Origin of the sequence: Mariniflexile sp. TRM1-10 (genome assembly GCF_003425985.1) — a bacterium.
In the GTDB taxonomy this organism is placed as follows: Bacteria; Bacteroidota; Bacteroidia; order Flavobacteriales; family Flavobacteriaceae; genus Mariniflexile.
Map to the genome: position 1 here is coordinate 1,836,753 of NZ_CP022985.1, position 23,606 is coordinate 1,860,358.

The window sequence follows — 23,606 nt, forward strand, 5'->3', positions numbered from 1 at the left end:
GCTCAAAATAGATGTGAGAATGAAGCCATTAAAAGAGTTTACAATCCCATTTGTAGGATTAAAGTTTGGAAAGCATCATTTTGAGTATAAAATTGAGAAAACGTTCTTTGAATATTTTGAGTATGAAGAGTTTAATGATGTAAATGTTAACGTAGATCTTGTATTGGACAAGAAAACTACGTTATTAGAATTAAACTTTAAAATTTCAGGATTTGTAAATGTTAATTGCGATTTAACAAACGAACCTTTCGATCAGACCATAAAAAATGAGTTCGATTTAGTGGTAAAGTTTGGAGATGAATACAATGATGAGTTTATTGATATTCTTATTGTACCTCACGGAACATACGAAATTAACATACAACAATATATTTACGAATTAATTGTACTTGCTGTACCAATTAAACGCGTACATCCTGGAGTTAAAGACGGAACTTTAGATTCCGATATACTTAAAAAGTTAGAAGAATTAAGCCCAAAGCTTAAGGAAGAAAAAGAAACTGAAGAGGAAACCGATCCTCGTTGGAATACATTAAAGAAACTATTAACGGATAAATAAACATAAAAAATGGCACATCCTAAGAGAAAAATCTCGAAAACAAGAAGAGATAAAAGAAGAACACATTACAAAGCAACTGCGCCACAGATTGCTACTTGTCCAACAACTGGTGAAGCACATTTATACCACAGAGCTCACTGGCACGAAGGAAAATTATATTACAGAGGTCAAGTGTTAATTGATAACTCTGAAGCTGTAGAAAACGTAGCATAAATTGTATGCACGCATATAATAAAACGCTCACATGTGAGCGTTTTTTTTATGATATGCTTTTTCTAAAGGACAAAAACACGTAATTTGCACAATGTTTCGTCAAATTTTAGTAGTTTTCGCGACATTTTGAGCGTTTTTGTTCAATTTTAATGATTTTTTGATCAATTTAACTATAAAGTTATGGGAAAAATCTCAGCAGCAATAACCGCTGTTGGTGCTTATGTGCCAGAATACGTATTAACCAATCAAATTCTTGAAACATTGGTTGATACTAATGATGAATGGATAACTTCTAGAACAGGAATAAAAGAGCGTCGAATTCTTAAAGACGAAGGAAAAGGAACTTCTTACTTAGCTATTAAAGCAGGACAAGACCTTATTAATAAAAAAGGCATAGACCCTAAAACTATTGAACTTGTTATTGTTGCAACCGCAACTCCAGATATGAAAGCGGCCTCAACGGCTTCTTTTACGGCTACCGAAATAGGTGCAGTAAATGCATTTTCATTCGATATGGATGCTGCATGTTCTAGTTTTTTGTACGGTATGTCCGTAGCAGCCAGTTATATTGAATCTGGCCGTTATAAAAATGTATTGTTAATTGGAGCCGATAAAATGTCTTCAATTATCAATTATAAAGACCGAGCCACTTGTATTATTTTTGGTGACGGAGCAGGAGCCGTTTTATTCGAACCTAATGAAGAAGGTTTGGGACTTCAGGATGAATATCTAAGAAGTGACGGAACAGGTCGGGAGTTTTTACAGGCTACCTACGGAGGTTCTTCATTTCCAATAACCCCAGAAGCCATAGAAAAAGGGGGGCAGTATGCTTTTCAAGAAGGGAAAACAGTATTTAAAAATGCGGTATTCAACATGGCAGATGCCACTGTAAAAATATTAGAGCGTAATAATTTAACAAAAGAGGATGTTGATTGGTTGGCTGCGCATCAAGCAAATAAGCGTATTATTGACGCTACTGCACAACGCATCGAATTGGAAGAAGAGAAAGTAATGATTAATATTCACAAGTATGGTAATACGACTTCTGCTACGTTACCATTACTATTAAGTGACTATGAATCACAACTTAAAAAAGGAGATAATATAATTTTTGCCGCTTTTGGAGGCGGATTTAATTGGGGTGCCATTTATTTAAAATGGGCATATAATTCAGTAAACTAACCATTAACTAATTAGTAAGATTATGGATATTAAAGAAATTCAAAACTTAATCAAGTTTGTTGCCAAATCAGGGGCAAGCGAGGTTAAACTAGAAATGGATGATATTAAAATCACCATAAAAACAGGATCAGATTCAGAAACAACAGCAGTGCATTATGCGCCTGTAGCGGCTCAAATGCCACAAATGGCAGTGCCAGTTTCTGAAGCAAAACCAACCGCGGAACCTTCTGCGTCCGTTGCTCCAGCAACAGAAGATTCAAAATACATCACTATAAAATCGCCAATTATTGGAACTTTTTATAGAAAACCATCTCCAGATAAGCCATTATTTGTAGAGGTTGGACAAACCATTGCTGAAGGCGATGTGCTTTGTATTATAGAAGCTATGAAACTTTTCAATGAAATCGAATCTGAAGTTTCAGGTAAAATAGTTAAAATATTAGTTGACGATTCTTCACCTGTTGAATTCGATCAACCATTATTTTTAGTAGATCCATCTTAATTAATTCAGAATTCAGAATTCTGAATTCATAATTTTTATAAAATTATGTTTAAAAAAGTATTGATTGCCAATAGAGGGGAAATAGCATTGCGTGTTATTAGAACCTGTAAAGAAATGGGCATAAAAACAGTTGCTGTTTACTCTACAGCCGATGCAGAAAGTTTGCACGTTAAATTTGCAGACGAAGCCGTTTGTATAGGACCTCCATCTAGTAGTTTGTCTTATTTAAAAATATCCAATATTATTGCGGCGGCTGAGATTACTAATGCAGACGCTATTCACCCTGGTTATGGGTTTTTATCTGAAAATGCTAAATTTTCAAAGATATGTGAAGAACACGGTATAAAATTTATTGGTGCTTCTCCAGAAATGATTGACAGAATGGGAGACAAAGCCAATGCAAAATCTACCATGATTGCTGCAGGCGTACCTTGTGTTCCAGGAAGCGAAGGGGTTATAAAGTCATTTGAAGAATGTGAAAAAGTAGCCAAAAAAACCGGCTATCCAGTTATGCTTAAGGCATCTGCCGGTGGTGGTGGAAAAGGTATGCGTGCCGTTTGGAAACCGGAAAACTTAAAAGATGCTTGGGATTCTGCACGTCAAGAAAGTAAAGCGGCTTTTGGGAATGACGATATGTACATGGAAAAACTTATTGAAGAGCCAAGACATATTGAAATCCAAATTGTGGGAGACTCTACTGGAAGAGCATGTCATTTATCGGAAAGAGATTGTTCTATCCAACGTCGCCATCAAAAACTAACCGAAGAAACACCTTCACCATTTATGACCGATGAACTTCGTGAAAAAATGGGAAAAGCCGCAGTTAAAGCAGCAGAATATATTAAATACGAAGGTGCAGGAACCATCGAGTTTTTAGTAGATAAGCACCGTAATTTCTACTTTATGGAGATGAATACGCGTATTCAGGTAGAACACCCCATTACAGAACAAGTTATCGATTTCGATTTAATTCGTGAACAAATTCTTGTGGCTGCAGGAGTGCCAATTTCTGGTAAAAATTATTTACCAAAATTACATTCCATCGAGTGTCGTATTAATGCTGAAGACCCGTTTAATGGTTTCCGTCCATCACCAGGAACCATCACAACGTTACATGCCCCAGGAGGTCATGGTGTGCGTTTAGACACCCACGTGTATGCAGGTTATACCATTCCGCCAAATTACGATTCTATGATTGCCAAGTTAATCACAACGGCGCAAACCAGAGAAGAAGCCATCAATAAAATGAAGCGTGCTTTAGACGAATTCGTAATAGAAGGTGTAAAAACCACCATTCCATTCCACAGACAATTAATGGAGCATCCAGATTATTTAGCTGGAAATTATACCACTAAATTTATGGAAGATTTTGTTATAGAAAAACAAGTTGAAGAATAAATAGTAAAGACTCCGCAAGCAATTTCGGAGTTTTTTTATGGTGTTCCTTTTGCTTTTTTTAAAGTTACAAAGTTACAAAGTTGCAGAGTTGCAAAGCTAAAGAGATTATAATTTCAAAGTTGGTTCAAAAAAACCATCAACCAACAACCATCAACCAACAACCATCAACCATCAACCATCAACCAAAAATGACTCTCTCTTACTGGGAAATAAAATCATGGTTTACCAACATAGATTTCACTATTGTTGGGAGCGGTATTGTGGGATTAAGTTGTGCCTTACGGTTAAAAGACCAATTCCCTAAAGCCAACATATTAATATTGGAAAAAGGTATGTTGCCACAAGGTGCCAGCACAAAAAATGCAGGATTTGCCTGTTTTGGTAGCCTTAGTGAAATACTTGATGACCTAAAATCGCATTCAGAAGAAGAGGTTTTTAATCTGGTAAAAAAGCGTGTGAATGGTTTACAGCTGTTAAAAGAAACTTTGGGTGAGCGCGCTATAAATTATCAAAACTATGGTGGATATGAGTTGTTTTTAAATGATGATGATTTGTTTGAAGCATGTCTTTCAAAACAAGTAGACATCAATAGATTGCTTCAACCTATATTTAAAAAGGATGTTTTCAGCATGAAACCAAACAGTTTTCATTTTAAAAAGGTAAAAGAGCATTATATTTTTAATCCGTTTGAAGGACAGATAGATACAGGAAAGATGATGGAAGCTCTCCTTCAAAAAGCACAATCAAAAGGTATCAAAATATTAAATAACATAACGGTTGAAGGCTTTTCAGAAGCTGTCGATTCAGTAAAAATAAAAACCAATTCGGTCGAGTTTTCAACATCAAAACTATGTATTGCTACTAATGGTTTTGCAACGCAACTTATAAAAGAAGATGTAAAGCCAGCACGGGCACAAGTGCTCATTACAAAACCTATAGATAATCTCCATATAAAAGGCACGTTTCATTTAGACAAAGGTTTTTATTATTTTAGAAACATTGATAATCGAATTTTGTTAGGTGGTGGCAGAAACCTAGATTTTAAAGGTGAAGAAACAACCGATTTTGCTCAAACCTATATTATTCAAAACAAATTGGAAAGTATACTAAAAACGGTTATTTTACCTGAAATTCCGTTTGAAATTGAACAAAGGTGGAGTGGTATTATGGGCGTTGGAAAACTAAAAAATACTATTGTAAAATCATTGGGTAATCATGTATATTGCGGTGTAAAACTCGGCGGTATGGGAATTGCCATTGGGAGTTTGGTAGGAAAGGAATTAGCACAATTAATAGCATATCATGATTAGAAAATTATTTAGGTTTTTATTTAAAGGGCTCCTTTGGTTTTTTGCAATTTCTATAGGATTGGTTATTGTATTTAAGTGGATGCCCATTCCTGTTACCCCACTCATGGTTATACGAACCGTTGAACAAAAAATAGATGGAAAAGATATCGTTTGGAAACACGATTGGGAATCTATAGACCACATCTCCAAAAACTTGCAATTAGCAGTGATTTGTAGCGAAGATCAAAACTTTTTAAACCATCATGGGTTTGATATGAAAGCCATTGAAAAAGCGCTCATATACAACAAAAAAGGCAAGCGTACCAGAGGCGCAAGTACCATTAGCCAACAAACAGCAAAAAACGTTTTTTTGTGGCCACAGCGTAGTTGGTTACGTAAAGGCTTAGAGGCTTATTTTACGTTTTTAATAGAATTAATTTGGTCTAAAGAGCGTATTATGGAAGTCTATTTAAACAGCATTGAAATGGGTAACGGTATTTATGGTGCCGAAGCCGCAGCGCAACATTGGTTTAAAAGATCGGCTGCCAATTTACGTCAACAAGAAGCTGCTGCCATTGCCGCCATTCTGCCTAGTCCGTTACGATACAGAGCTAATCCTGCAACCAATTATATTCAAGGTAGAAAGAATTGGATAACACGTCAAATGCGCTTTTTTGGTCCTTTAAATTACGATTAAGCTATGGCTTCGAGTTTAGAAATTAAAAAAGAGCTGTATGTACAATGCTTTGATTTTGTTGAAAACAGATTTAATACGATTCAAAATACTATTAACGAAATACAGGAATCTTTAACCTCTGAAACCAAAAGTAGTGCTGGTGATAAACACGAAACAGGTAGGGCGATGCTGCAATTGGAACGTGAAAAAGCAGGAAGTCAATTGGCGGAAATTCAAAAAACCAAAGAAAGCCTATCGAAGATACAAATTTCAAATACTTCAGAATTTATTGGTTTGGGATCTGTTGTTTACACCAATAAAAGCAACTATTTTATTGCTATAAGTGCCGGTGAACTAAAAGTAGATAACGACGTATTTTATGCTATTTCGCCCCATACGCCTATTGGGCAATTGCTTATGGGAAAAACAGTGGGGAATGCGGTTGTTTTTAGGGAGCAACAGTTTAAAATTGAAAAGATATTTTAGAACTCATCTTGACTTTTTAGATTATTTTAATACAGAAAGACAAATATTTAATTTTTTATCTAAATCAATATCACTTTCAAAAAACACCATTTTACCATTCAAATCGGCTTCAATTAAGTAATAACTTCCTTTAAAATAAGCGTGTTTAACCGTTGCTTTTAAGTTTGAATTTTCGACTAATTTCAATTGATTTGCATAGACAATGCCATAATTTTCTATATCATTAAACTCATCAAAAAATGAAGCAATCAATTTGTTTTGTGGGTTCTTGTATAGTTGTTCAGGAGTGCCTTTTGCCATAATTTTGGCATCGTGCAATACGATCATCTGATCAGAAAATGAAAGCACGTCATCTTTATCGTGTGTAGCGACAATACAAGTGATATGTTTTTCTTTCAGATATTTAAAAAGACTTCGGCGTAGCGATTGTTTTTTGAAATTATCAATATGGCTAAAAGGTTCATCGAGTAGCAATACCTCGGGTTGTTTCGCAATGGCTTTTGCTATAGCAACCCGTTGCTTTTGTCCGCCGCTTAATTCTTTCGCTTTTGTATTGGCATAGGACTGTAGCTCTACCACTTCCAGCAACTCTTTTATGCGCGCTTGTTTTTCATCAGGATAAAAATTAGAAAGAAACGCACCAATATTTTCGGCGACTGTAATAAAAGGCATCAAATCGAATTCCTGAGCCACGTATTTCATGAATTCAGGACCAACGATGAGGTTGTGTTTTGGACCTAATATTTCCTTGTCTTTCCAAAAAATCTGACCTTCATTTAAATCGTAAGTCCCGTAAAGTAATTTTAGAAGCGTACTTTTTCCTGAACCACTTTCACCTATAATGGCAAAATGTTCACCTGTTTTAACAGAGAAATTAATATCTTTTAAAATAGGTTGTTTTTTGTATTGGAATGTCAGGTTGTTTACTTGTAGCATAAATAAATTAATGTCACATCGAGCGCAGTCGAGATGTCTTAAAATAGTTCTCGACTGCGCTCGAACCGACACATAAAGAATACTTTAGTTTTTATTGATTTTCATTGGTAATTGATCAAACCCCATATTAAAAAGTGTAAACCCAAAAACATCAGCATATTGCTCAATAGTTTTACTTACAGGTGTTCCGGCACCATGGCCTGCATCTGTTTCTATTCTAATTAAAGTTGGGTTTGCCCCTGTTTGCTTACTTTGCAATTCAGCAGCAAATTTAAAGCTATGTGCCGGTACCACTCGGTCGTCATGATCGCCCGTTGTGATTAAAGTCGCGGGATATTCTACACCAGCTTTCACATTATGAACAGGGGAATAGCCTTTTAAATAGTTGAACATCTCTTTGCTTTGTTCGGCTGTACCATAATCGAAAGCCCAACCTGCACCTGAAGTAAAGGTATGATAACGTAACATATCTAAAACCCCGACCGCTGGCAATGCCACTTTTGCTAAATTAGGTCGCTGAGTCATAACAGCACCTACCAATAAACCGCCATTTGAACCTCCCCTTAACGCCAAATAATTTGAAGACGTGTATTTGTTATTTATTAAGTATTCCGCGGCAGCGATAAAGTCGTCAAATACATTTTGTTTTTTTAACTGTGTCCCTGCATCATGCCATTTTCTGCCATATTCGCCACCACCACGCAAATTTGGTACAGCTAAAATACCGCCTTGTTCCATCCAAACGGCGTTGGTAATACTAAAAGCAGGTGTTAAACTAATGTTGAAACCGCCATAGCCATAAAGCATGGTTGGGTTTTTGCCATCCCGTTTCAAGCCTTTTTTATGGGTGATTATCATAGGGATTTTAGTGCCATCCTTTGAATTAAAAAAAACTTGTTTACTTTCGTAGTCATTACTGTTAAAGTCGATGTCTGGTGACCAATATAAATTGGTGTCACCTGTTTTAGGGTTTAACGAATAAATACTTGAAGGTGTATTGTAATTAGTGAATGAATAATATAACGTCGTATCTTCTTTTTTTCCAGAGAAACCAGAAGCAGTTCCTAATCCTGGTAATTCTATTTCTCTTATTAATTTACCGTTGTAATCGTATTGTTTAATTTTAGATATGGCATCAACCATATAATTCGCAAAGAAAAAACCACTTCCTTTTGATGGGTTTAAAACAAATTTGGTTTCCGGTATTACATCTACCCAATGTTCTGGGGTTGGGTTTGAAGCATCCACTGAAACTATTTTTTTGTTTGGAGCATTTAGGTTGGTTACTATAAATAATTTGCTGCCTTCATTTTCAATAACTTGTGAATCACTATCGGTATGATTTAAGATAGAAATTAATTGGCTGTTTTTATGTGATAAATCTTTTATAAAGAGTTTATTTCCTGATGTTGAAATACGCGGTGTGATGATTAGATATCTATTATCTTCTGTAACATTGGCATAAATGTATCGGTGCTTTTCTTCTGGTGTTCCACCGTAAATAAGAGCATCTTCACTTTGAGGCGTTCCAAGTTTATGATAATATACTTTGTGCTGGTCTGTTTTTGCCGAAAGCTCACTCCCTTTAGGTTTATCGTAACTGGAATAGTAAAATCCTTCGTTTTTATACCAAGATATTTGAGTGAATTTTACATCAATAAGAGTGTCTTCAATAATCTTTTTCGTTTCGGCATTCATGATTAGAATTTTTCTCCAATCACTACCTCCTTCAGAAATGGAATATGCTAAAATACTGCCGTCTTTTGAAAAACTTAAAGCGTCTAAAGATGTTGTCCCGTCTTTCGAAAACGTATTGGGATCTAAAAACAGTTCTTCGTTTTCACTACCAATCTTTTTCCTATAAATAACATATTGATTTTGTAAACCATCATTTTTAGAAAAGTACATATAGTTGCCTTCTTTAAATGGCGCACTTATTTTTTCGTAATTCCATAGATTTGAAAGGCGTTCTTTAAGTTCGTTTCTAAACGGAATATTGTCCAAATAGTTGTTGGTTACCCTATTTTGAGCTTTTACCCAAGCTTCTGTTTCCTTGCTTCTGTCGTCTTCTAGCCAACGGTAAGGGTCGTTAACTTTAACGCCAAAATAAGAGTCTATACTATCAACTGTCTTTGTTTCAGGATAATTCACTGGCACTTTTTTTTCTACAGGGTTCTGTTTGCAAGCCATAAAGCTTATAGCGACTGCAATACTAATAATTAATTTGTTCATATAATTATTGATTTGCAATGAATTCAAAAATAACGAAAATCCCTCAGTATGTGTTGTTGGTCTTAAAAGTTTAAATTTTACATAGTAATAGCTGTACTTTTACTTATACATTTTATAAATTAATTTTAGTTATGAAGAAGGTCTTTTTAGGGTTATTATTAATAGCAAATTGTTTTTCGTTGTTTTCTCAGTCAGATATTACCAAGCACGAGATTAAGGAGCATATTAAATTTTTAACTTCAAGAAAAAATGAAGGACGTTATCCGGGTGGCAAAACTAATAAGCGTGTTGTGAAATATTTGGAGAAAGATTTTAAAAAATCGGGAATTGAATCTTTTAAAGGAGGATATAAGCAACATTTTAAAGCCAGATTAAGGGCAGAAGAAGGTGTAGCGGAAAAACCATTGGTATCTACTTGGAATGTTATAGGTTTTATTGAAGGTAATGATGCCATTTTAAAAAATGAATATATTATTTTAGGGGCACATTATGATCATTTAGGTTTGGGTGGTCCTTCTTCAAAATCGGATAAAAAACACACCATTCATTTTGGAGCCGATGATAATGCTAGTGGCACTGCAGCTTTATTGGAAATAGCAGAAAAGTTAGTGGGGTACAAATTAGAATTAAAACGCAGTATTATATTTATTGCTTTTGGAGCTGAAGAGCAAGGACTGTTGGGAAGTGAATATTTTGTTGAACACCCTATCGTGCCTTTGGAACAGATGAAGCTTATGATTAATATGGATATGGTGGGTCGACTTAATGAAGAAAAGCAGGTGTATATGGGAGGCGCGGGAACGTTTCCAGGAGGCGTAGATTTTATGACCCATTTAGGAAAAAGTTTAGGTTTGAACCCGGTGGTCCATGCAGGATCGGTAGGGGGTTCTGATCATGTGTCGTTTTATAAAAAAGGAATTTCAGTAATGGGAATGCATACAGGCGGGCATCCGCAATACCATACGCCTGAGGATACTTTAGAGCTAATAAATTTAGAAGGTGAGAAAATGGTTTGTGAGTATATTTTTCAAACTATCATGAGAATAGCTTCAACAAATAAGGAACTCTATTTTATTAAACAAAACGATTGATTATAAAAAAAGCTGTCTTCTAAAAAGTCCTTTAAATTTAATTTGTCAGGTTGAGCTTGTCGAAACCGATATTGATTATCAGTAAGTTAAAATAGCCTGTCAAGCTGAGCCTGTCGAAGCTATCGAAAGAAGAGGCAATAAAGGCCTTCGACAAGCTCAGTCTGACATAGAACTATGCTTTTTAGTCTCAATAAGATATAGAATCCTATTGAAAATTATACTAAGTTGTTTGCTATTAAATACTCTCCAATTTGAATGGCATTGGTAGCAGCCCCTTTACGTAAGTTATCGGCAACAATCCACATATTTAGTGTGTTTGGTTGGGATTCGTCTCTACGTAAACGCCCCACAAATACCTCATCTTTATCATGCGCTAATATGGGCATAGGATAGGTATTGGTTGCTGTATTATCTTGTAAAACAACACCAGGAGTATTGCTGATTATTTGTCTAACATCAGCTAAATCAAAATCGTTTTCAAACTGCACGTTTACAGATTCTGAATGCCCTCCAGCAGTAGGAACACGCACTGCGGTAGCTGTTACAGAAAATGTTTTGTCATTAAATATTTTTTGAGGCTCTCTGGCCAATTTCATTTCTTCTTTAGTATAGCCATTTTCTAAAAATGTATCACAGTGAGGCAGTACGTTTCTGTTAATTGGGTAAGGATAAGCCATATCACCTTCAATACCTGCCATTTCGTTTTCTAATTGCTTAACCGCTTTAACACCAGTTCCTGAAACCGATTGGTAAGTTGAAACCACCACGCGTTTCATTTTATATTTTTTATGAAGTTGCGATAATGCTAACACCATTTGAATGGTCGAGCAGTTAGGATTTGCTATAATTTTATCGTCTTTAGTTAGCTCGTGTGCATTGATTTCTGGGACTACCAATTTTTTAGTAGGGTCCATTCTCCAAGCCGAAGAGTTATCAATTACAGTGGTACCAACTTCAGCAAACTTAGGTGCCCATTCCAACGATGTGTCCCCTCCTGCCGAAAAAATAGCGATTTGCGGTTTTGCAGCCACAGCATCGGCTAAACCAATGACGGTGTATTCTTTATTTTTATATGTTAATTTTTTTCCAACAGAACGTTCAGATGCTACCAAAAGCAATTCAGTTATTGGGAAATTGCGTTCAGCAAGAACTTTTAGCATCACTTCACCAACCATTCCAGTGGCGCCAACTACAGCTACTTTCATTTTAATTTGATTTAAAGATTCAATAAAATTTACGAGGCAAAACTAAGTAATAATTATATTTTAGGATCAAAAAAAAGCCCTTGTTTTCTAAAAACGAGAGCTTTTTAACAACAAATAACACGTTGTTATATATTTAACACTTTGTTATTTTTTAAGCAAATCTCTGATTTGAATAAGCAATTCTTCTTGTGTTGGTCCTGCTGGTGGTGCTGGAGCTTCCTCTTCTTTTTTCTTCATTTTACTAATCGCTTTTATAATCATAAACATAACGAATGCAACAATGATAAAGTCAATTAAACTTGTTAGGAAACTTCCATAAAGTACAGCAATTTCACCAGTTACAGTACCCGCTTCATCGGCAACTCCTGGTGTAATAACATATTTTAAATCGTTAAAGTCAGAATTAAAAATCAACCCAATTAATGGTGATACAATTCCAGCAGTAAATGAAGTGACAACTTTATTAAAGGCAGCACCCATTACAAAAGCAACCGCAATGTCTACAAGGTTGCCTTTCATTGCAAAATCTTTAAACTCTTTTAACATAAATTATAAGTTTATTGGTTAGTAAATCACTAAAATAAATAAAAGAATGATAATTTTATATTTTTTATTTCAAGAAAACCCGTTTTACTCTTTGCGAAATAGCTGTTATAAGTTCGTATGAAATAGTCCCAGCAGTTTCGGCTAAATTTTCGGCGGTAGTATTGGGACCAAAAACGATCACCTCGTCGCCTTCTTTGCAATCAATGTTTGTTACATCAACCATGATCATATCCATGCATACATTTCCTAGAATATAAGCCTTTTGATGATTGATTATTACATATCCTTTACCTTTACCGTATTGTCTGCCAATGCCATCAGCGTGTCCAATAGGCAGCGTTGCCGATCTTAAAAATCTGTCGGTTTTAAAAGTACGATTATAGCCTATAGATGCGCCTTTTTCAATAGCATGGATTTGGGAAATAATCGTTTTTAAAGTACCAATAGGTTTAAAATTTTTGTTTTCTTTTTCCGAATTTCCAAAGCCATACATTCCAATACCACTTCTAACCATATCAAAATGGCCTTCTGGATAATTTAAAATGCCAGAAGTATTACAAATATGAAGCAATGGTTTGTAGCCAATAGCATTAATAAGCGTTTTTGCTATATTTTTAAATGTTTCTATTTGATTTATGGTGAAATCCCTTTCGTTTAAGTCTTCGCTAGCTGCTAAATGTGAAAAAATGGATTTTATTTTTACTGCTGAAGTTTCATTTACTTTTGAAACAATATAATCTACGTCATTTTCAGAAAACCCCAATCGGTTTAAACCGGTATTGAACTTTATGTGAATAGGATAGTCATGTTGTTTTTCCGCAGAAGCGATAGAAATAAACTCGTTTAAAATTTTGGTGTTATATAAATTGGGCTCTAAACGGTTTTCTATTAAAGCATTAAAATTTACCGCCTGTGGGTGTAATACTAAAATAGGTTTGGTAATACCAGCATTTCTAAGCGTTACACCTTCATGTACAAAAGCCACGGCAAAATAATCTACAGGTAGATCTTGTAAATAGTTGGCAATTTCGCAAGCGTCACTTCCATAAGCAAACGCTTTAACCACCGCCATAAATTTGGTATGGTTGTTTATTCTCGATTTTAAGTGTTCAAAATTATGTTTTAAAGCTTTTAAATCGATTTCAAGTACGGTTTCTTGCGCTTTAGGCATCCGGGTTTTGGGTTTTTGGAGTCAGTTCTTCGGCATCATTCACCTTCATGTTTCTAACTTTATCGCGTGTCATGGCTTTGTAATAAGCGGCTCTGCTTAAAGGTTCGTATTCGTCAACTTCACCTAATAACACCAAATTATCATTTTTCCCTTTTCGGTAACTGTATTGCGCTAAATTGCCTGTTCTGGTACAAACAGCGTGGACTTTGGTAACATATTCGGCAGTTGCCATTAAATTGGGCATGGGGCCGAAGGGATTGCCTTTAAAGTCCATATCAAGTCCAGCTACAATAACTCGAACACCTTTGTTGGCCAAATCATTGCAAACACGTACAATTTCGTCATCAAAAAACTGGGCTTCGTCAATGCCAACGACATCACAGCCATCGGCCAAAATAGGGATATTAGCCGCTGCAGGAACGGGGGTAGAACGAATTTGGTTGGCATCGTGCGACACTACCATATCTTCGTTGTAACGCACATCAATGGTAGGTTTAAAAATCTCTACTTTTTGTCGGGCAAATTGCGCGCGTTTAAGCCTTCGGATTAGTTCTTCGGTTTTTCCTGAAAACATTGAGCCACAGATAACTTCAATCCATCCAAATTGTTCTTTATGATTTACTGTATTTTCAAGAAACATTTTGTAATTTTAACACTAAAATAAAACGATTATTCGTTTGTATAAAGGTGGCGTAAATTTATTAAAAAACAAAAGCCTAAATAGCAATAATTTAAAATTTATAACAATGAAGAAGAAGTTAGAGTCGGAATTGATAAGTATTGCACACAGAATCCTTAAGTTAAAAGGAAAAGAAGACGTTGTTAAAATGCATGCTGAAGTATCGGAACTTTTTGAAAAGTTATCGGTATTAAAATTTGCCCATGAAAAATTTGAAGGTGATATACCAACTATAGGAAGTGACACCTCTTTTTTCGATATGTTAGATGGTGCTTTTAACAACAAAATAAGTGATGCCATTGAAGTAGAAGATAAAATTTATATTAATCTGGATGAGGTTGAAGATGACCATATTATGGAGCCTGGCATTGAAACCATTAAAGGCATGGTGGCACATATGCCAAATGAACCCGAAGATATTGAAGTAATTTTAGAAGAAGCCATTCCGAAACAGAAAAGCCAGAAAAATGACTTAGACGATTTAATGTCTAGTTTTAAAGACATGCCAGTTTTCGATCCTATTTCTAAAATACAGCATGGTATTCCAAATGGTATTCCAAACGAAAAAAAATCATTAAACGATAAATTAAAAAGAGGAGGATTAAACATAGGACTTAACGATAAAATAGCTTTTATTAAACATTTATTTGAAGGTAAAAGTGAAGATTATGAGCGTGTTATTTCCCAACTTAACACTTTTGAATCGTTTAGTAATGCCAAACAGTTTCTTATAGACATTGTAAAACCAGATTACAACAATTGGGTGAGCAAAGAAGAAGTTGAAGAGCGTTTTTTCCAAATTTTAGAAAACCGATTTAATTAGTGAGCAAACTTTATATTGTACCAACACCCATTGGAAATTTAAAAGACATGACTTTTAGAGCTGTTGAAGTTTTAAAAGAAGTCGATTTAATTCTTGCCGAAGACACACGCACATCGGGGAAACTATTAAAACATTTTGAAATTTCAACCCACATGCAGTCGCACCACATGCACAACGAGCATAAAACGGTTGAAAACTTAATTCAAAAATTAAAAAGCGGCACCACTGTAGCGCTCATTAGCGATGCGGGAACACCGGCTATTTCCGACCCCGGATTTTTACTGACCCGTGCTTGTATAGAAAATAATATTGAAGTCGATTGTTTACCTGGAGCCACCGCCTTTGTGCCAGCTTTGGTAAATTCGGGCTTACCAAACGACAAGTTTGTGTTCGAAGGATTTTTGCCCGTTAAAAAAGGGCGACAAACACGCTTGTTGTTACTTGCTGAAGAAACCCGAACCATCATTTTTTATGAAAGTCCGCATAAATTACTAAAAACCCTCGCTAATTTTTGCGAGTATTTTGGCGAAGACAGAGAGGTATCGGTATCTAGAGAACTTACAAAATTATATGAAGAAACCATCCGTGGTACTGCAAAAGAGGTATTAGATCATTACACCAATAAACCACCAAAAGGCGAAATAGTTATTGTGGTTGGTGGAAAAAAATAATTAGTCTAAGAAATAGCCGAAATAGTATTGTAATGAAATTCCATTTAAATTTCACAACTGATTACGGGCAGTTTTATATAAGTGACAAAACCCCAACGGGAAGTACTGGTTCAGAAAATTTTTGGACAGATCAAGCTTTTGCGGATAAGCTTGCGGTTGAAAAAAATATTTTAGGTATTTCAATAGCTAATGATGAAGGAAAAGTAAAATGTCTATTAGAAATTTTAAATTCAAAAAGTCTAACTAATGATTTTAGTAGTTTTGACCATGTTGTAGAAGCAAGTATAGAAATCAAATCTGGAGTTTTACAAGTAATTGATTGTCCATCTTCCGAAATCGAAATGGAAACTAAAATCGAAAATGGGGAATATAGAGTTCGTGTTTATTCAATAAACTTAGAATCTGCTTACAGCGAAAACACAAAAGACTCTTATAAAGTAGAGATGTGGAAAGAAGGTTATGCAGAACGAATTGTTTTAAAAAGATATTTAGGTTAATAAGCACTGTTTTATCAGATGCATCAAGTTTTAAAAATATTTAGTAAAAATGAGTTTAGAAACATTTAAACAAAAAATAAAAACCACGCCAAACAACATCGAGTTTTCAGAAACCATGGCTGTAATAGAATCAAACTACAATTTTACACCAACTGCTTTTAAAAATGGTCCTTTACAAAATAATGCAGGTGAAAATTCGGGGTCTTGTAAATTATTTGCCTTCGCCAAATTACAAGGTTTTACACAAGATGAAACATTGGCTTGTTTTGGAAAGTTCTATTTTGAGGATGTGTTAAACGACCCAAATGGTACAGGGCATCAAAACATTCGAAATTTTATGAAAACGGGTTTTGAAGGTTTGGCTTTTGACGGAGAACCTCTAAAACTTAAATAGCTTTTTGTTTCAGATGCAAGACTTGTTATCAAATATAAGACAATGTACCATCTGCGAAAAACATCTGCCTTCAGGGCCGCGCCCCATTGTATCGGCCCACCCCAAAGTTAAAATTGTGATTATTGGGCAAGCACCGGGAACAAAAGTTCATAAAACAGGCATTCCTTGGGATGACGCTAGTGGGAAGCAATTAAGAAACTGGTTGGGAGTAACTGATGCTGTTTTTTACGACGAAACCAAAATAGCCATCATGCCCATGGGATTTTGTTATCCCGGAAAAGGAAAATCGGGTGATTTACCACCACGACCTGAATGTGCACAACAATGGCATAAACCCTTGTTGGAACACTTACCTAATGTAGAGTTGATTCTTTTAATTGGGATGTATGCACAAAACTATTATTTGAAAAATAAAGCAAAGAATACATTAACCGAAACGGTTGCTAATTTTAAAGCATATTTACCTAAGTATTTACCATTGCCACATCCCTCACCGCGAAATAGGTTTTGGCTCACGAAGAATCCTTGGTTTGAGATTGAGGTGCTGCCGGAGTTGAGAAGTAGGGTTCAGGAATTGATTTAATTATTTTATATAATAAATTTAATAACATCATTTACTTTTTCATTAATTAATATAGCTTAAAATCCATTCGTGAATTAGTGGCGAAAAAAAACAAATAACAGTCCACACCCAATACTATAATTTTAGTAACTTTCAATAAATATACAAAGGGTTTTATGGAGTTAATAATCAGATCGTTCAACTTAAAATTAAAACATACATTTTCAATTTCCAGGCAATCTTATAATGAGCAACCCACATTAATTGTTGAATTAAAAGAGGGCGGTTTTTCTGGGTTTGGCGAAGCTACCTCAAACCCTTATTATAATATGACTGTTGAAAAAATGAAGAACGATTTAACAAGCTTAAAATCTATAATTGAAACGGCAAACCACACCACTCCCGAAGAATTCTGGAAACACATGCATCCCCATTTAAAGCAAAATATGTTTGCTTTGTGCGCTCTAGACCAAGCTTATAACGATTGGTATGCCAAACAAAAAGGCAAAAAACTTTATGAGCTTTGGGGTTATGATATTTCGAACAATCCGTTAACAAACTACACCATCGGCATAGATTCTATTGAAAAAATGGTTTCAAAAATGAACGAGTTGCCATGGCCTATTTATAAAATAAAATTAGGCACCAAAGACGATATTAAAATAGTTACGGAATTACGTAAACATACCCATGCTATTTTTAGAATTGATGCTAATGGCGGATGGCACGTTGATGAAACCATTAAAAATGCCCAAGCTTTGAGGGAACTAGGGGTTGAATTTTTAGAGCAACCCTTAAAAGCCGATGATTGGGACGGACATAAAGAAGTGTATCAAAAATCGGTGTTGCCTATAATTGCGGATGAAAGCTGCCAAGTAGAAGCCGATGTTGCCAAGTGCTACAACCATTTTCATGGAATAAACGTTAAATTGGTAAAATGTGGCGGTTTAACACCTGCACGTCGTATGTTGGTTCATGCCAAAGAATTGCACATGAAAACCATGGTGGGCTGCATGACGGAATCTTCGGTGGGTATTTCGGCAATTGCCCATTTATTACCGCTTTTAGATTATGTAGATATGGATGGGGTGTTGCTTATAGAAAACGATATCGCCACAGGCATTACACTTAATCACGGCGTTACGCAATACAGTGATTTAAATGGAACAGGTGTTGCCTTAATTTAAAAGCTTAATAACCTATGTTCTGCATATATGATAAACTTAAATTCATATCAAAACCTTCGAATATCAAGCATTCATCAGTTTTAGCTTTTCAAAGGTGGTTACCCTAATATGTAAAATCATCAGTTGAGCTTAAACCAACTAACGGAATATCAATAGTTAATTTGTTAAGAGAATGTCATTTAAATAAAAATAAAGATTTTAGTAGTACATTTTTTATAAGTTAAGTTTTTTGTAGAATTAGACAACAAATAAACCCAAATGTTTGTTTTGGAAAATTAATATGTATTTTTACCATCTAAATAGGGAATACCATCTTAAATGGTATCAAATAAAACTTAATAAAAATGACAAACCTTATTACAACAACTTGGTTGGGAAACATGAAGTTTGAAAGCACCAATCCATCGGGACATAATTTGTTTATAGACGCAGGACCAGAAAATGGTGGAAATGGAGAAGGATATCGCCCAAAGGCATTAATGTTATCGGCTTTAGCAGGTTGTTCAGGCCTGGATGTGGCGTTGCTTATTAAAAAGATGAAATTGAATGTGGCTGATTTTAAAATAGATATAGAAGCAAATCTTACTGAAGAAGATCCGAAATATTATGATAAAGTAACTATGCATTTTCATTTTTATGGTGGAAATCTAAGTGAAAAGAAACTTCAAAGAGCAGTCGATTTATCGGTTGAAAAATATTGTGGTGTTATGGAAATGTTTCGACAGTTTTCAGAATTAACCATAGAAACCCATTTTCATAATAAATAATAAATAAAGTTCTAAATCAACCTTAAACTTTCAACCAAATAGATGCGTTGGACAATAAAACCCAAACCCGAATCTAAAAAAATTGAAGCTTTGCAAAAAGCACTTCAAGTAGATGAAGTGGTGGCTACATTATTAATACAGCGCGGTATTGAAACGTATGAAGATGCCAAAACTTTTTTTAGACCAAGTTTAGACGATTTGCACGATCCATATTTAATGAAAGATATGGATAAAGCCGTAGCCAGAATTGAAGAAGCCATGGCTAACCAAGAAAATATTCTGGTTTATGGTGATTACGATGTTGATGGGACAACCTCGGTGGCATTAATGGCATCCTATTTAAAGTCTAAACACAGCTTGGTTTATACCTATATTCCCAATAGATATGATGAAGGATACGGTATTTCATATAAAGGAATCAATTTCGCTTTAGAAAATAATTTCACGCTCATCATTGCCTTAGATTGTGGTATAAAATCGGTCGATAAAGTCGCTTACGCTAAAGAATTAGGAATTGATTTCATTATTTGCGACCATCACAGACCTGCCGATACCATACCACAAGCAACAGCGGTTTTAGATCCCAAAAGAGAAGATTGCACGTATCCTTATAAAGAATTATGTGGATGCGGGGTGGGTTTTAAATTAATTCAAGCCTTGGCCCAAAAAGACGGTTTGACCCCCGAGGATTTAATGGGGTATCTAGATTTGGTAGCAACCGCTATTGGCGCAGATATAGTGCCTATCGATGGTGAAAATAGAGTGTTAGCATATTTCGGGTTACAGGTAATTAATACCAATCCAAGGCCAGGAATAAAAGCTATTTTAAATCAAGTTGACAAAACAGAATTAACGATTACCGATGTAGTTTTTATTATAGCACCTCGAATTAATGCTGCAGGGCGTATGGAACACGGTAATTTTGCGGTAAGACTTTTAACAGAGGAAGATGGTGAATTGGCAGCTAAATACGCTTCAGAAATTAACAATTATAATCTCGATAGGCGTGAAAAAGACAAACAAATTACCGAAGAAGCTCTTAAACAAATTGAAGAGCAAGATGAGCAAAACCGAATTACTACTGTTGTTTACCATAAAGATTGGCATAAAGGCGTTATTGGTATTGTGGCTTCTAGATTAACCGAAACCTATTACAGACCCACATTGGTGTTTACAAAAAGTGGCGATAGACTAGCTGCTTCGGCACGTTCGGTGCGTGATTTTGATATTTATAACGCTTTAGAAGCGTGTAGCGAACATATTGAACAATTTGGTGGTCATAAATATGCTGCGGGCTTAACACTTTTGGAAGAGAATTACGAAGCCTTTAAACAAGCTTTTGAAGATGTCGTTTCAAAAACCATCGACAGAAATCTTTTAACGCCCGAAATTAAAATTGATGCTAAGATTGATTTGGAAAACATCACTCCAAAATTTTACAGGATTTTAAAACAGTTTGCACCTTTTGGTCCTAATAATATGACTCCTGTTTTTATGACCGACAATTTGGTTGATACTGGTTACGGAAAATGTGTAGGTGAAGACAAAACCCATTTAAGAATAACCGTTGCCCAACCACAATCTAAAAGTCTGGTAGCTATAGGTTTTGGAATGGGCGATAAATTCGATTTAATTTCAAATAAAAGAATATTTAAAGCCGTTTATTCTGTCGATGAAAACGAATGGCAGGGAAATGTGTCTTTGCAACTCAAATTAAGAGACATCAAATAATAAAGTATGGCTAAAACAGATCCTTATGCAGCACTTCGCTTTAAGGAATTCAACATCTTTTTATTAGTGCGTTTTGTGCTTGTTTTTGGCTGGTCTATGCAATTTATCGTCATAGAATGGGAAGTGTATAGTTTAACTAAAGATCCGTTATCGTTGGGTATTATTGGTCTAATGGAAATAATTCCAGCATTTACCATGGCTCTGTTTGCAGGCCATATTGTAGACCAGAAAGAAAAACGAAATCTGTTAGCGCTTTGCATAGCGGCTTTTTCTATAATTAGTTTTGGCCTGTTTTTACTCACATGGGATGCGGTTACAGGCAGTTGGGAAACTAAATCCGTACTGTATGGTATTTATGCTTTGGTGTTTTTTGGAGGGTTTTTGCGTTCGTTTTTTGGTCCCACCATATTCTCATTAGTGGCTTTAATAGTGCCTAAAAAAGTATATCCTAATGCTGCCACTTGGAATAGTTCTACATGGCAAATGGCATCGGTTTTAGGACCAGCGTTTGGAGGTTTTTTTATTAGTTGGATTGGTGTGCATTGGTCACTTTGCATCATTTTTGGGTTGATAGTTTTATCATTTATTATTTTATTACAGATAAAAAGAAAACCTATTTTAAACCCTAAAATAGGTGAGCCTGTTATTGAAAGTTTAAAAGAAGGGGTACGGTTTGTATTTAAAACAAAAGCCATTTTGGGCGCTATGACTTTAGATATGGTGGCGGTGTTATTTGGTGGTGCCATTGCACTCTTACCTATATTTGCACAGGATATATTGAAAGTTGGTAGCGAAGGTTTTGGTGTGTTGCGTGCTGCGCCTGCAGTTGGGGCATTCATAACCATGCTAATTACGGCTTACCTTCCTATTAGTAAAAATGCGGGCATGAAATTGTTAGCCGCTATTTTTGGTTTTGGAGTTTGTATTATTGTGTTTGGACTGTCTTCTATATTTTGGGTTTCAGTAGCAGCATTATTTTTTAGTGGTGTAACCGATGGGGTTTCCATGGTGGTACGACAAACCATTTTACAATTAAAAACACCGGACCATATGCGTGGACGTGTATCATCAGTAAACTCTATGTTTGTTGGATCTTCAAACGAATTGGGAGCTTTCGAAAGTGGTGTAACAGCCAAACTTATGGGTACGGTAACTGCTGTGGTTTTTGGAGGTACGATGACTTTAATTACCGTTGTTACCACAGGTATTGTATCGCCTTCGTTTAGGAAATTGGATTTAACAAAGGATTTGGAGGAGCATAATAAAGATTGAAGTTAAAACAGACCTCACAGGTTTTTAAAACCTGTGAGGTCTGTAACAGTATTTTAAAACTCTTTTAACTCAAAACGCTCACCATCAAAAACACCATAGGTGTAATAATTAATCCAATCACCTAGATTGATGTATTTAGAATGGTCATTAAGTTGAATGTCTAAAGGTAAATGGCGGTGACCAAAAACAAAATAATCATAATGCTTTTCGTTTAGTTTTTCTTTGGAGTATTGCACCAACCATTCATTGTCTTCACCTAAAAATTTAGCATCATCATCACCCGAAATTAATCTATTTTTCACCGATAGATATTGTGCAATTTTAACGCCAATATCGGGGTGTACCCATCTAAAAACCCATTTAAAAAACGGATTGGTAAATACCTTTTTCATGCGTTTGTAACCTTTGTCGTGAGGACCTAAACCATCACCATGGCCAATAAAAAACGTTTTGTTGTTAAAGGTAAATTCTTTGGGTTCGTGGTAAACAGGTATATTTAGTTCGTCTTTAAAATAACCATTCATCCATAAATCGTGGTTGCCAACAAAAAAGTAAACTGGAATTCCAGAATCCGTAATTTCGGCAAGTTTACCAAGCGTTCTGGTAAAGCCTTTTGGAACGACTGTTTTGTATTCAAACCAAAAGTCGAATAAATCGCCTACTAAAAATATAGCAGCAGCATCATGTTTAATGCTCTCTAACCAGGCAACAAACTTCTTTTCGCGGGGGCGGGAAGCTTCTGGGGTTGGCGCTCCGAGGTGGTTATCGGAAGCAAAATATATTTTTTTTCCTTGTGGAATATTCATGTGGTAAATATAAATAATTCCTGCGAAGGCAGGAATCTTATTATCGGAGGGTAAAAATAATAAAGATTAGTGCTGCTTTTGGTAATACCAGACGGATATTTATTTTAGAACTAGACATAGCTGGCAGGTGCGTTAGGGATTACTCATGAATTCTATTTTATGTTTTTGAATTCGTGAATACTCCGTATTTGAAGCAATTGTTGGAGCTCCTCGCAGAGTGCGACTTGCGAAAGCCCGACCTGAAAGGTAACGCCCTAAATATTATCATAAGCAAACCATTCGGCAAAAGAACTATCGGTTTCCTGAAGTTTTAACGAATGTAAATCGATGTTTTCTGGTAAACGGCGTTTTATTTTTTTTGCAAAATCTATCACCATCATTTCGCTGGTTGGTTGATAATCGACAAGCAACACATTGTGACCCCTATCTTCAAGTTCTTTTGCGAGCTCCACGTGTGGTGTGTTTTTATTGAAAACGGTGGCATGGTCAAACACATTTACAATCTCTTCTTTTACTATTTTCTTTAAATCGCCAAAATCTATAACCATACCATATTTCACGTTTTTGGTGTCGGAAATAGGTTTTCCAATAACGGTAACAGATAGTTTGTAGCTGTGTCCGTGAACGTTTTTACACTTACCGTCGTACCCATAAAGGGCATGACCGGTTTCAAAAGAAAATTGTTTTGTGATGCGAATAAAACTCATTAGGGATAAATTTAAAATACAAAG

General features: G+C 35.4%; 26 protein-coding genes. 18 read left to right on the top strand and 8 right to left on the bottom strand.

All coding sequences use genetic code 11. The features are described 5' to 3' along the window. Positions 1-19 precede the first annotated feature (19 nt). The 8 genes from CJ739_RS07895 to CJ739_RS07930 all read left to right on the top strand — a co-directional run bounded on the left by CJ739_RS07895 (position 20) and on the right by CJ739_RS07930 (position 6,305). Positions 20-559, top strand: a complete 540-nt coding sequence (locus CJ739_RS07895) for a YceD family protein (protein WP_117174107.1) — start codon at positions 20-22, stop codon at positions 557-559. 9 nt (positions 560-568) lie between these two features. After that, positions 569-772: a 50S ribosomal protein L32 gene (rpmF, locus tag CJ739_RS07900; protein WP_069829108.1), complete on the top strand. Its 204-nt coding sequence runs from the start codon at positions 569-571 to the stop codon at positions 770-772. Positions 773-952: 180 nt separating this feature from the next. Next, positions 953-1,954, top strand: a complete 1,002-nt coding sequence (locus CJ739_RS07905) for a beta-ketoacyl-ACP synthase III (protein WP_117174109.1) — start codon at positions 953-955, stop codon at positions 1,952-1,954. Positions 1,955-1,976: 22 nt separating this feature from the next. After that, entirely contained in the window at positions 1,977-2,456 is a 480-nt protein-coding gene (accB, locus tag CJ739_RS07910) for an acetyl-CoA carboxylase biotin carboxyl carrier protein (RefSeq protein WP_117174111.1), read from the top strand. 45 nt (positions 2,457-2,501) lie between these two features. After that, a complete protein-coding gene (gene accC, locus CJ739_RS07915; protein ID WP_117174113.1) occupies positions 2,502-3,854 on the top strand; it encodes an acetyl-CoA carboxylase biotin carboxylase subunit in 1,353 nt (450 codons plus the stop codon). Between the two features lie 188 nt (positions 3,855-4,042). Beyond that, positions 4,043-5,164: an NAD(P)/FAD-dependent oxidoreductase gene (locus CJ739_RS07920; RefSeq protein WP_117178823.1), complete on the top strand. Its 1,122-nt coding sequence runs from the start codon at positions 4,043-4,045 to the stop codon at positions 5,162-5,164. Further along, entirely contained in the window at positions 5,157-5,840 is a 684-nt protein-coding gene (mtgA, locus tag CJ739_RS07925; protein ID WP_117174115.1) for a monofunctional biosynthetic peptidoglycan transglycosylase, read from the top strand. The genes CJ739_RS07920 and mtgA overlap by 8 nt, the downstream gene beginning before the upstream one ends. Positions 5,841-5,843: 3 nt before the next feature. Further along, a complete protein-coding gene (locus CJ739_RS07930) occupies positions 5,844-6,305 on the top strand; it encodes a 3-oxoacyl-ACP synthase (protein ID WP_117174117.1) in 462 nt (153 codons plus the stop codon). A gap of 21 nt (positions 6,306-6,326) precedes the next feature. Here CJ739_RS07930 and CJ739_RS07935 read toward each other — a convergent pair whose 3' ends face one another. Both CJ739_RS07935 and CJ739_RS07940 read right to left on the bottom strand, forming a co-directional pair. Further along, entirely contained in the window at positions 6,327-7,241 is a 915-nt protein-coding gene (locus CJ739_RS07935) for an ABC transporter ATP-binding protein (protein ID WP_117174119.1), read from the bottom strand. Between the two features lie 84 nt (positions 7,242-7,325). Then, positions 7,326-9,473: a prolyl oligopeptidase family serine peptidase gene (locus tag CJ739_RS07940; RefSeq protein ID WP_117174121.1), complete on the bottom strand. Its 2,148-nt coding sequence runs from the start codon at positions 9,471-9,473 to the stop codon at positions 7,326-7,328. A 131-nt stretch (positions 9,474-9,604) separates the two neighbouring features. On the opposite strand from CJ739_RS07940, the gene CJ739_RS07945 reads away from it, so the two are divergent. Then, a complete protein-coding gene (locus CJ739_RS07945) occupies positions 9,605-10,564 on the top strand; it encodes a M28 family metallopeptidase (RefSeq protein WP_117174123.1) in 960 nt (319 codons plus the stop codon). A 215-nt stretch (positions 10,565-10,779) separates the two neighbouring features. Here the strand turns inward: CJ739_RS07945 and CJ739_RS07950 are convergent, their stop codons facing one another. The 4 genes from CJ739_RS07950 to CJ739_RS07965 all read right to left on the bottom strand — a co-directional run bounded on the left by CJ739_RS07950 (position 10,780) and on the right by CJ739_RS07965 (position 14,126). Then, entirely contained in the window at positions 10,780-11,769 is a 990-nt protein-coding gene (locus CJ739_RS07950; RefSeq protein ID WP_117174125.1) for an aspartate-semialdehyde dehydrogenase, read from the bottom strand. Positions 11,770-11,913: 144 nt separating this feature from the next. After that, positions 11,914-12,315 carry a large conductance mechanosensitive channel protein MscL gene (gene mscL / locus CJ739_RS07955; protein WP_117174127.1) on the bottom strand — a complete coding sequence of 134 codons (402 nt, stop codon included), beginning with the start codon at positions 12,313-12,315 and terminating at the stop codon, positions 11,914-11,916. Positions 12,316-12,379: 64 nt separating this feature from the next. Then, on the bottom strand, positions 12,380-13,486 hold the full coding sequence (gene alr, locus CJ739_RS07960) for an alanine racemase (protein WP_117174130.1): 1,107 nt from the start codon (positions 13,484-13,486) through the stop codon (positions 12,380-12,382). Further along, the gene (locus tag CJ739_RS07965) at positions 13,479-14,126 is read right to left on the bottom strand and encodes a thymidine kinase (RefSeq protein ID WP_117174132.1); all 648 of its coding nucleotides are present in this window, start codon (positions 14,124-14,126) and stop codon (positions 13,479-13,481) included. Before CJ739_RS07965 ends, alr begins: the two co-directional genes overlap by 8 nt. A 106-nt stretch (positions 14,127-14,232) precedes the next feature. On the opposite strand from CJ739_RS07965, the gene CJ739_RS07970 reads away from it, so the two are divergent. The 9 genes from CJ739_RS07970 (at position 14,233) to CJ739_RS08010 (ending at position 22,069) form a co-directional block, all read left to right on the top strand. After that, positions 14,233-14,988 (top strand): DUF8457 domain-containing protein, encoded by a 756-nt coding sequence (locus CJ739_RS07970; RefSeq protein ID WP_117178825.1) that lies wholly within the window; start codon positions 14,233-14,235, stop codon positions 14,986-14,988. Further along, positions 14,988-15,659, top strand: a complete 672-nt coding sequence (gene rsmI, locus CJ739_RS07975; protein ID WP_117174134.1) for a 16S rRNA (cytidine(1402)-2'-O)-methyltransferase — start codon at positions 14,988-14,990, stop codon at positions 15,657-15,659. Before CJ739_RS07970 ends, rsmI begins: the two co-directional genes overlap by 1 nt. 32 nt (positions 15,660-15,691) lie before the next feature. After that, the gene (locus CJ739_RS07980; RefSeq protein WP_117174137.1) at positions 15,692-16,156 is read left to right on the top strand and encodes a hypothetical protein; all 465 of its coding nucleotides are present in this window, start codon (positions 15,692-15,694) and stop codon (positions 16,154-16,156) included. Between the two features lie 49 nt (positions 16,157-16,205). After that, complete coding sequence (locus tag CJ739_RS07985; protein ID WP_117174139.1) at positions 16,206-16,550, top strand: HopJ type III effector protein; 345 nt, start codon at positions 16,206-16,208, stop codon at positions 16,548-16,550. Positions 16,551-16,563: 13 nt separating this feature from the next. Beyond that, positions 16,564-17,133: a uracil-DNA glycosylase family protein gene (locus tag CJ739_RS07990; protein WP_117174141.1), complete on the top strand. Its 570-nt coding sequence runs from the start codon at positions 16,564-16,566 to the stop codon at positions 17,131-17,133. Positions 17,134-17,288: 155 nt separating this feature from the next. Beyond that, on the top strand, positions 17,289-18,299 hold the full coding sequence (locus CJ739_RS07995) for a dipeptide epimerase (protein ID WP_117174143.1): 1,011 nt from the start codon (positions 17,289-17,291) through the stop codon (positions 18,297-18,299). Between the two features lie 344 nt (positions 18,300-18,643). Next, positions 18,644-19,066, top strand: a complete 423-nt coding sequence (locus tag CJ739_RS08000) for an OsmC family protein (RefSeq protein WP_117174145.1) — start codon at positions 18,644-18,646, stop codon at positions 19,064-19,066. Positions 19,067-19,108: 42 nt separating this feature from the next. Beyond that, complete coding sequence (gene recJ / locus CJ739_RS08005; protein ID WP_117174147.1) at positions 19,109-20,797, top strand: single-stranded-DNA-specific exonuclease RecJ; 1,689 nt, start codon at positions 19,109-19,111, stop codon at positions 20,795-20,797. 6 nt (positions 20,798-20,803) lie between these two features. Then, positions 20,804-22,069 (top strand): MFS transporter, encoded by a 1,266-nt coding sequence (locus CJ739_RS08010; RefSeq protein WP_117174150.1) that lies wholly within the window; start codon positions 20,804-20,806, stop codon positions 22,067-22,069. 53 nt (positions 22,070-22,122) lie between these two features. On the opposite strand, the gene CJ739_RS08015 is transcribed toward CJ739_RS08010, so the two are convergent. Continuing rightward, positions 22,123-22,875 (bottom strand): UDP-2,3-diacylglucosamine diphosphatase, encoded by a 753-nt coding sequence (locus CJ739_RS08015; RefSeq protein ID WP_117174152.1) that lies wholly within the window; start codon positions 22,873-22,875, stop codon positions 22,123-22,125. Between the two features lie 254 nt (positions 22,876-23,129). Next, positions 23,130-23,582 carry a 6-pyruvoyl trahydropterin synthase family protein gene (locus tag CJ739_RS08020; protein WP_117174154.1) on the bottom strand — a complete coding sequence of 151 codons (453 nt, stop codon included), beginning with the start codon at positions 23,580-23,582 and terminating at the stop codon, positions 23,130-23,132. Between the last annotated feature and the right edge of the window lie 24 nt (positions 23,583-23,606).

Coding starts and splice junctions, on each gene's coding strand:
- CJ739_RS07895 (WP_117174107.1), top strand. CDS start 20: ATGAAGCCATTAAAAGAGTTTACAATCCCATTTGTAGGATTAAAGTTT.
- rpmF (WP_069829108.1), top strand. CDS start 569: ATGGCACATCCTAAGAGAAAAATCTCGAAAACAAGAAGAGATAAAAGA.
- CJ739_RS07905 (WP_117174109.1), top strand. CDS start 953: ATGGGAAAAATCTCAGCAGCAATAACCGCTGTTGGTGCTTATGTGCCA.
- accB (WP_117174111.1), top strand. CDS start 1,977: ATGGATATTAAAGAAATTCAAAACTTAATCAAGTTTGTTGCCAAATCA.
- accC (WP_117174113.1), top strand. CDS start 2,502: ATGTTTAAAAAAGTATTGATTGCCAATAGAGGGGAAATAGCATTGCGT.
- CJ739_RS07920 (WP_117178823.1), top strand. CDS start 4,043: ATGACTCTCTCTTACTGGGAAATAAAATCATGGTTTACCAACATAGAT.
- mtgA (WP_117174115.1), top strand. CDS start 5,157: ATGATTAGAAAATTATTTAGGTTTTTATTTAAAGGGCTCCTTTGGTTT.
- CJ739_RS07930 (WP_117174117.1), top strand. CDS start 5,844: ATGGCTTCGAGTTTAGAAATTAAAAAAGAGCTGTATGTACAATGCTTT.
- CJ739_RS07935 (WP_117174119.1), bottom strand. CDS start 7,241: ATGCTACAAGTAAACAACCTGACATTCCAATACAAAAAACAACCTATT.
- CJ739_RS07940 (WP_117174121.1), bottom strand. CDS start 9,473: ATGAACAAATTAATTATTAGTATTGCAGTCGCTATAAGCTTTATGGCT.
- CJ739_RS07945 (WP_117174123.1), top strand. CDS start 9,605: ATGAAGAAGGTCTTTTTAGGGTTATTATTAATAGCAAATTGTTTTTCG.
- CJ739_RS07950 (WP_117174125.1), bottom strand. CDS start 11,769: ATGAAAGTAGCTGTAGTTGGCGCCACTGGAATGGTTGGTGAAGTGATG.
- mscL (WP_117174127.1), bottom strand. CDS start 12,315: ATGTTAAAAGAGTTTAAAGATTTTGCAATGAAAGGCAACCTTGTAGAC.
- alr (WP_117174130.1), bottom strand. CDS start 13,486: ATGCCTAAAGCGCAAGAAACCGTACTTGAAATCGATTTAAAAGCTTTA.
- CJ739_RS07965 (WP_117174132.1), bottom strand. CDS start 14,126: ATGTTTCTTGAAAATACAGTAAATCATAAAGAACAATTTGGATGGATT.
- CJ739_RS07970 (WP_117178825.1), top strand. CDS start 14,233: ATGAAGAAGAAGTTAGAGTCGGAATTGATAAGTATTGCACACAGAATC.
- CJ739_RS07980 (WP_117174137.1), top strand. CDS start 15,692: ATGAAATTCCATTTAAATTTCACAACTGATTACGGGCAGTTTTATATA.
- CJ739_RS07985 (WP_117174139.1), top strand. CDS start 16,206: ATGAGTTTAGAAACATTTAAACAAAAAATAAAAACCACGCCAAACAAC.
- CJ739_RS07990 (WP_117174141.1), top strand. CDS start 16,564: ATGCAAGACTTGTTATCAAATATAAGACAATGTACCATCTGCGAAAAA.
- CJ739_RS07995 (WP_117174143.1), top strand. CDS start 17,289: ATGGAGTTAATAATCAGATCGTTCAACTTAAAATTAAAACATACATTT.
- CJ739_RS08000 (WP_117174145.1), top strand. CDS start 18,644: ATGACAAACCTTATTACAACAACTTGGTTGGGAAACATGAAGTTTGAA.
- recJ (WP_117174147.1), top strand. CDS start 19,109: ATGCGTTGGACAATAAAACCCAAACCCGAATCTAAAAAAATTGAAGCT.
- CJ739_RS08010 (WP_117174150.1), top strand. CDS start 20,804: ATGGCTAAAACAGATCCTTATGCAGCACTTCGCTTTAAGGAATTCAAC.
- CJ739_RS08015 (WP_117174152.1), bottom strand. CDS start 22,875: ATGAATATTCCACAAGGAAAAAAAATATATTTTGCTTCCGATAACCAC.
- CJ739_RS08020 (WP_117174154.1), bottom strand. CDS start 23,582: ATGAGTTTTATTCGCATCACAAAACAATTTTCTTTTGAAACCGGTCAT.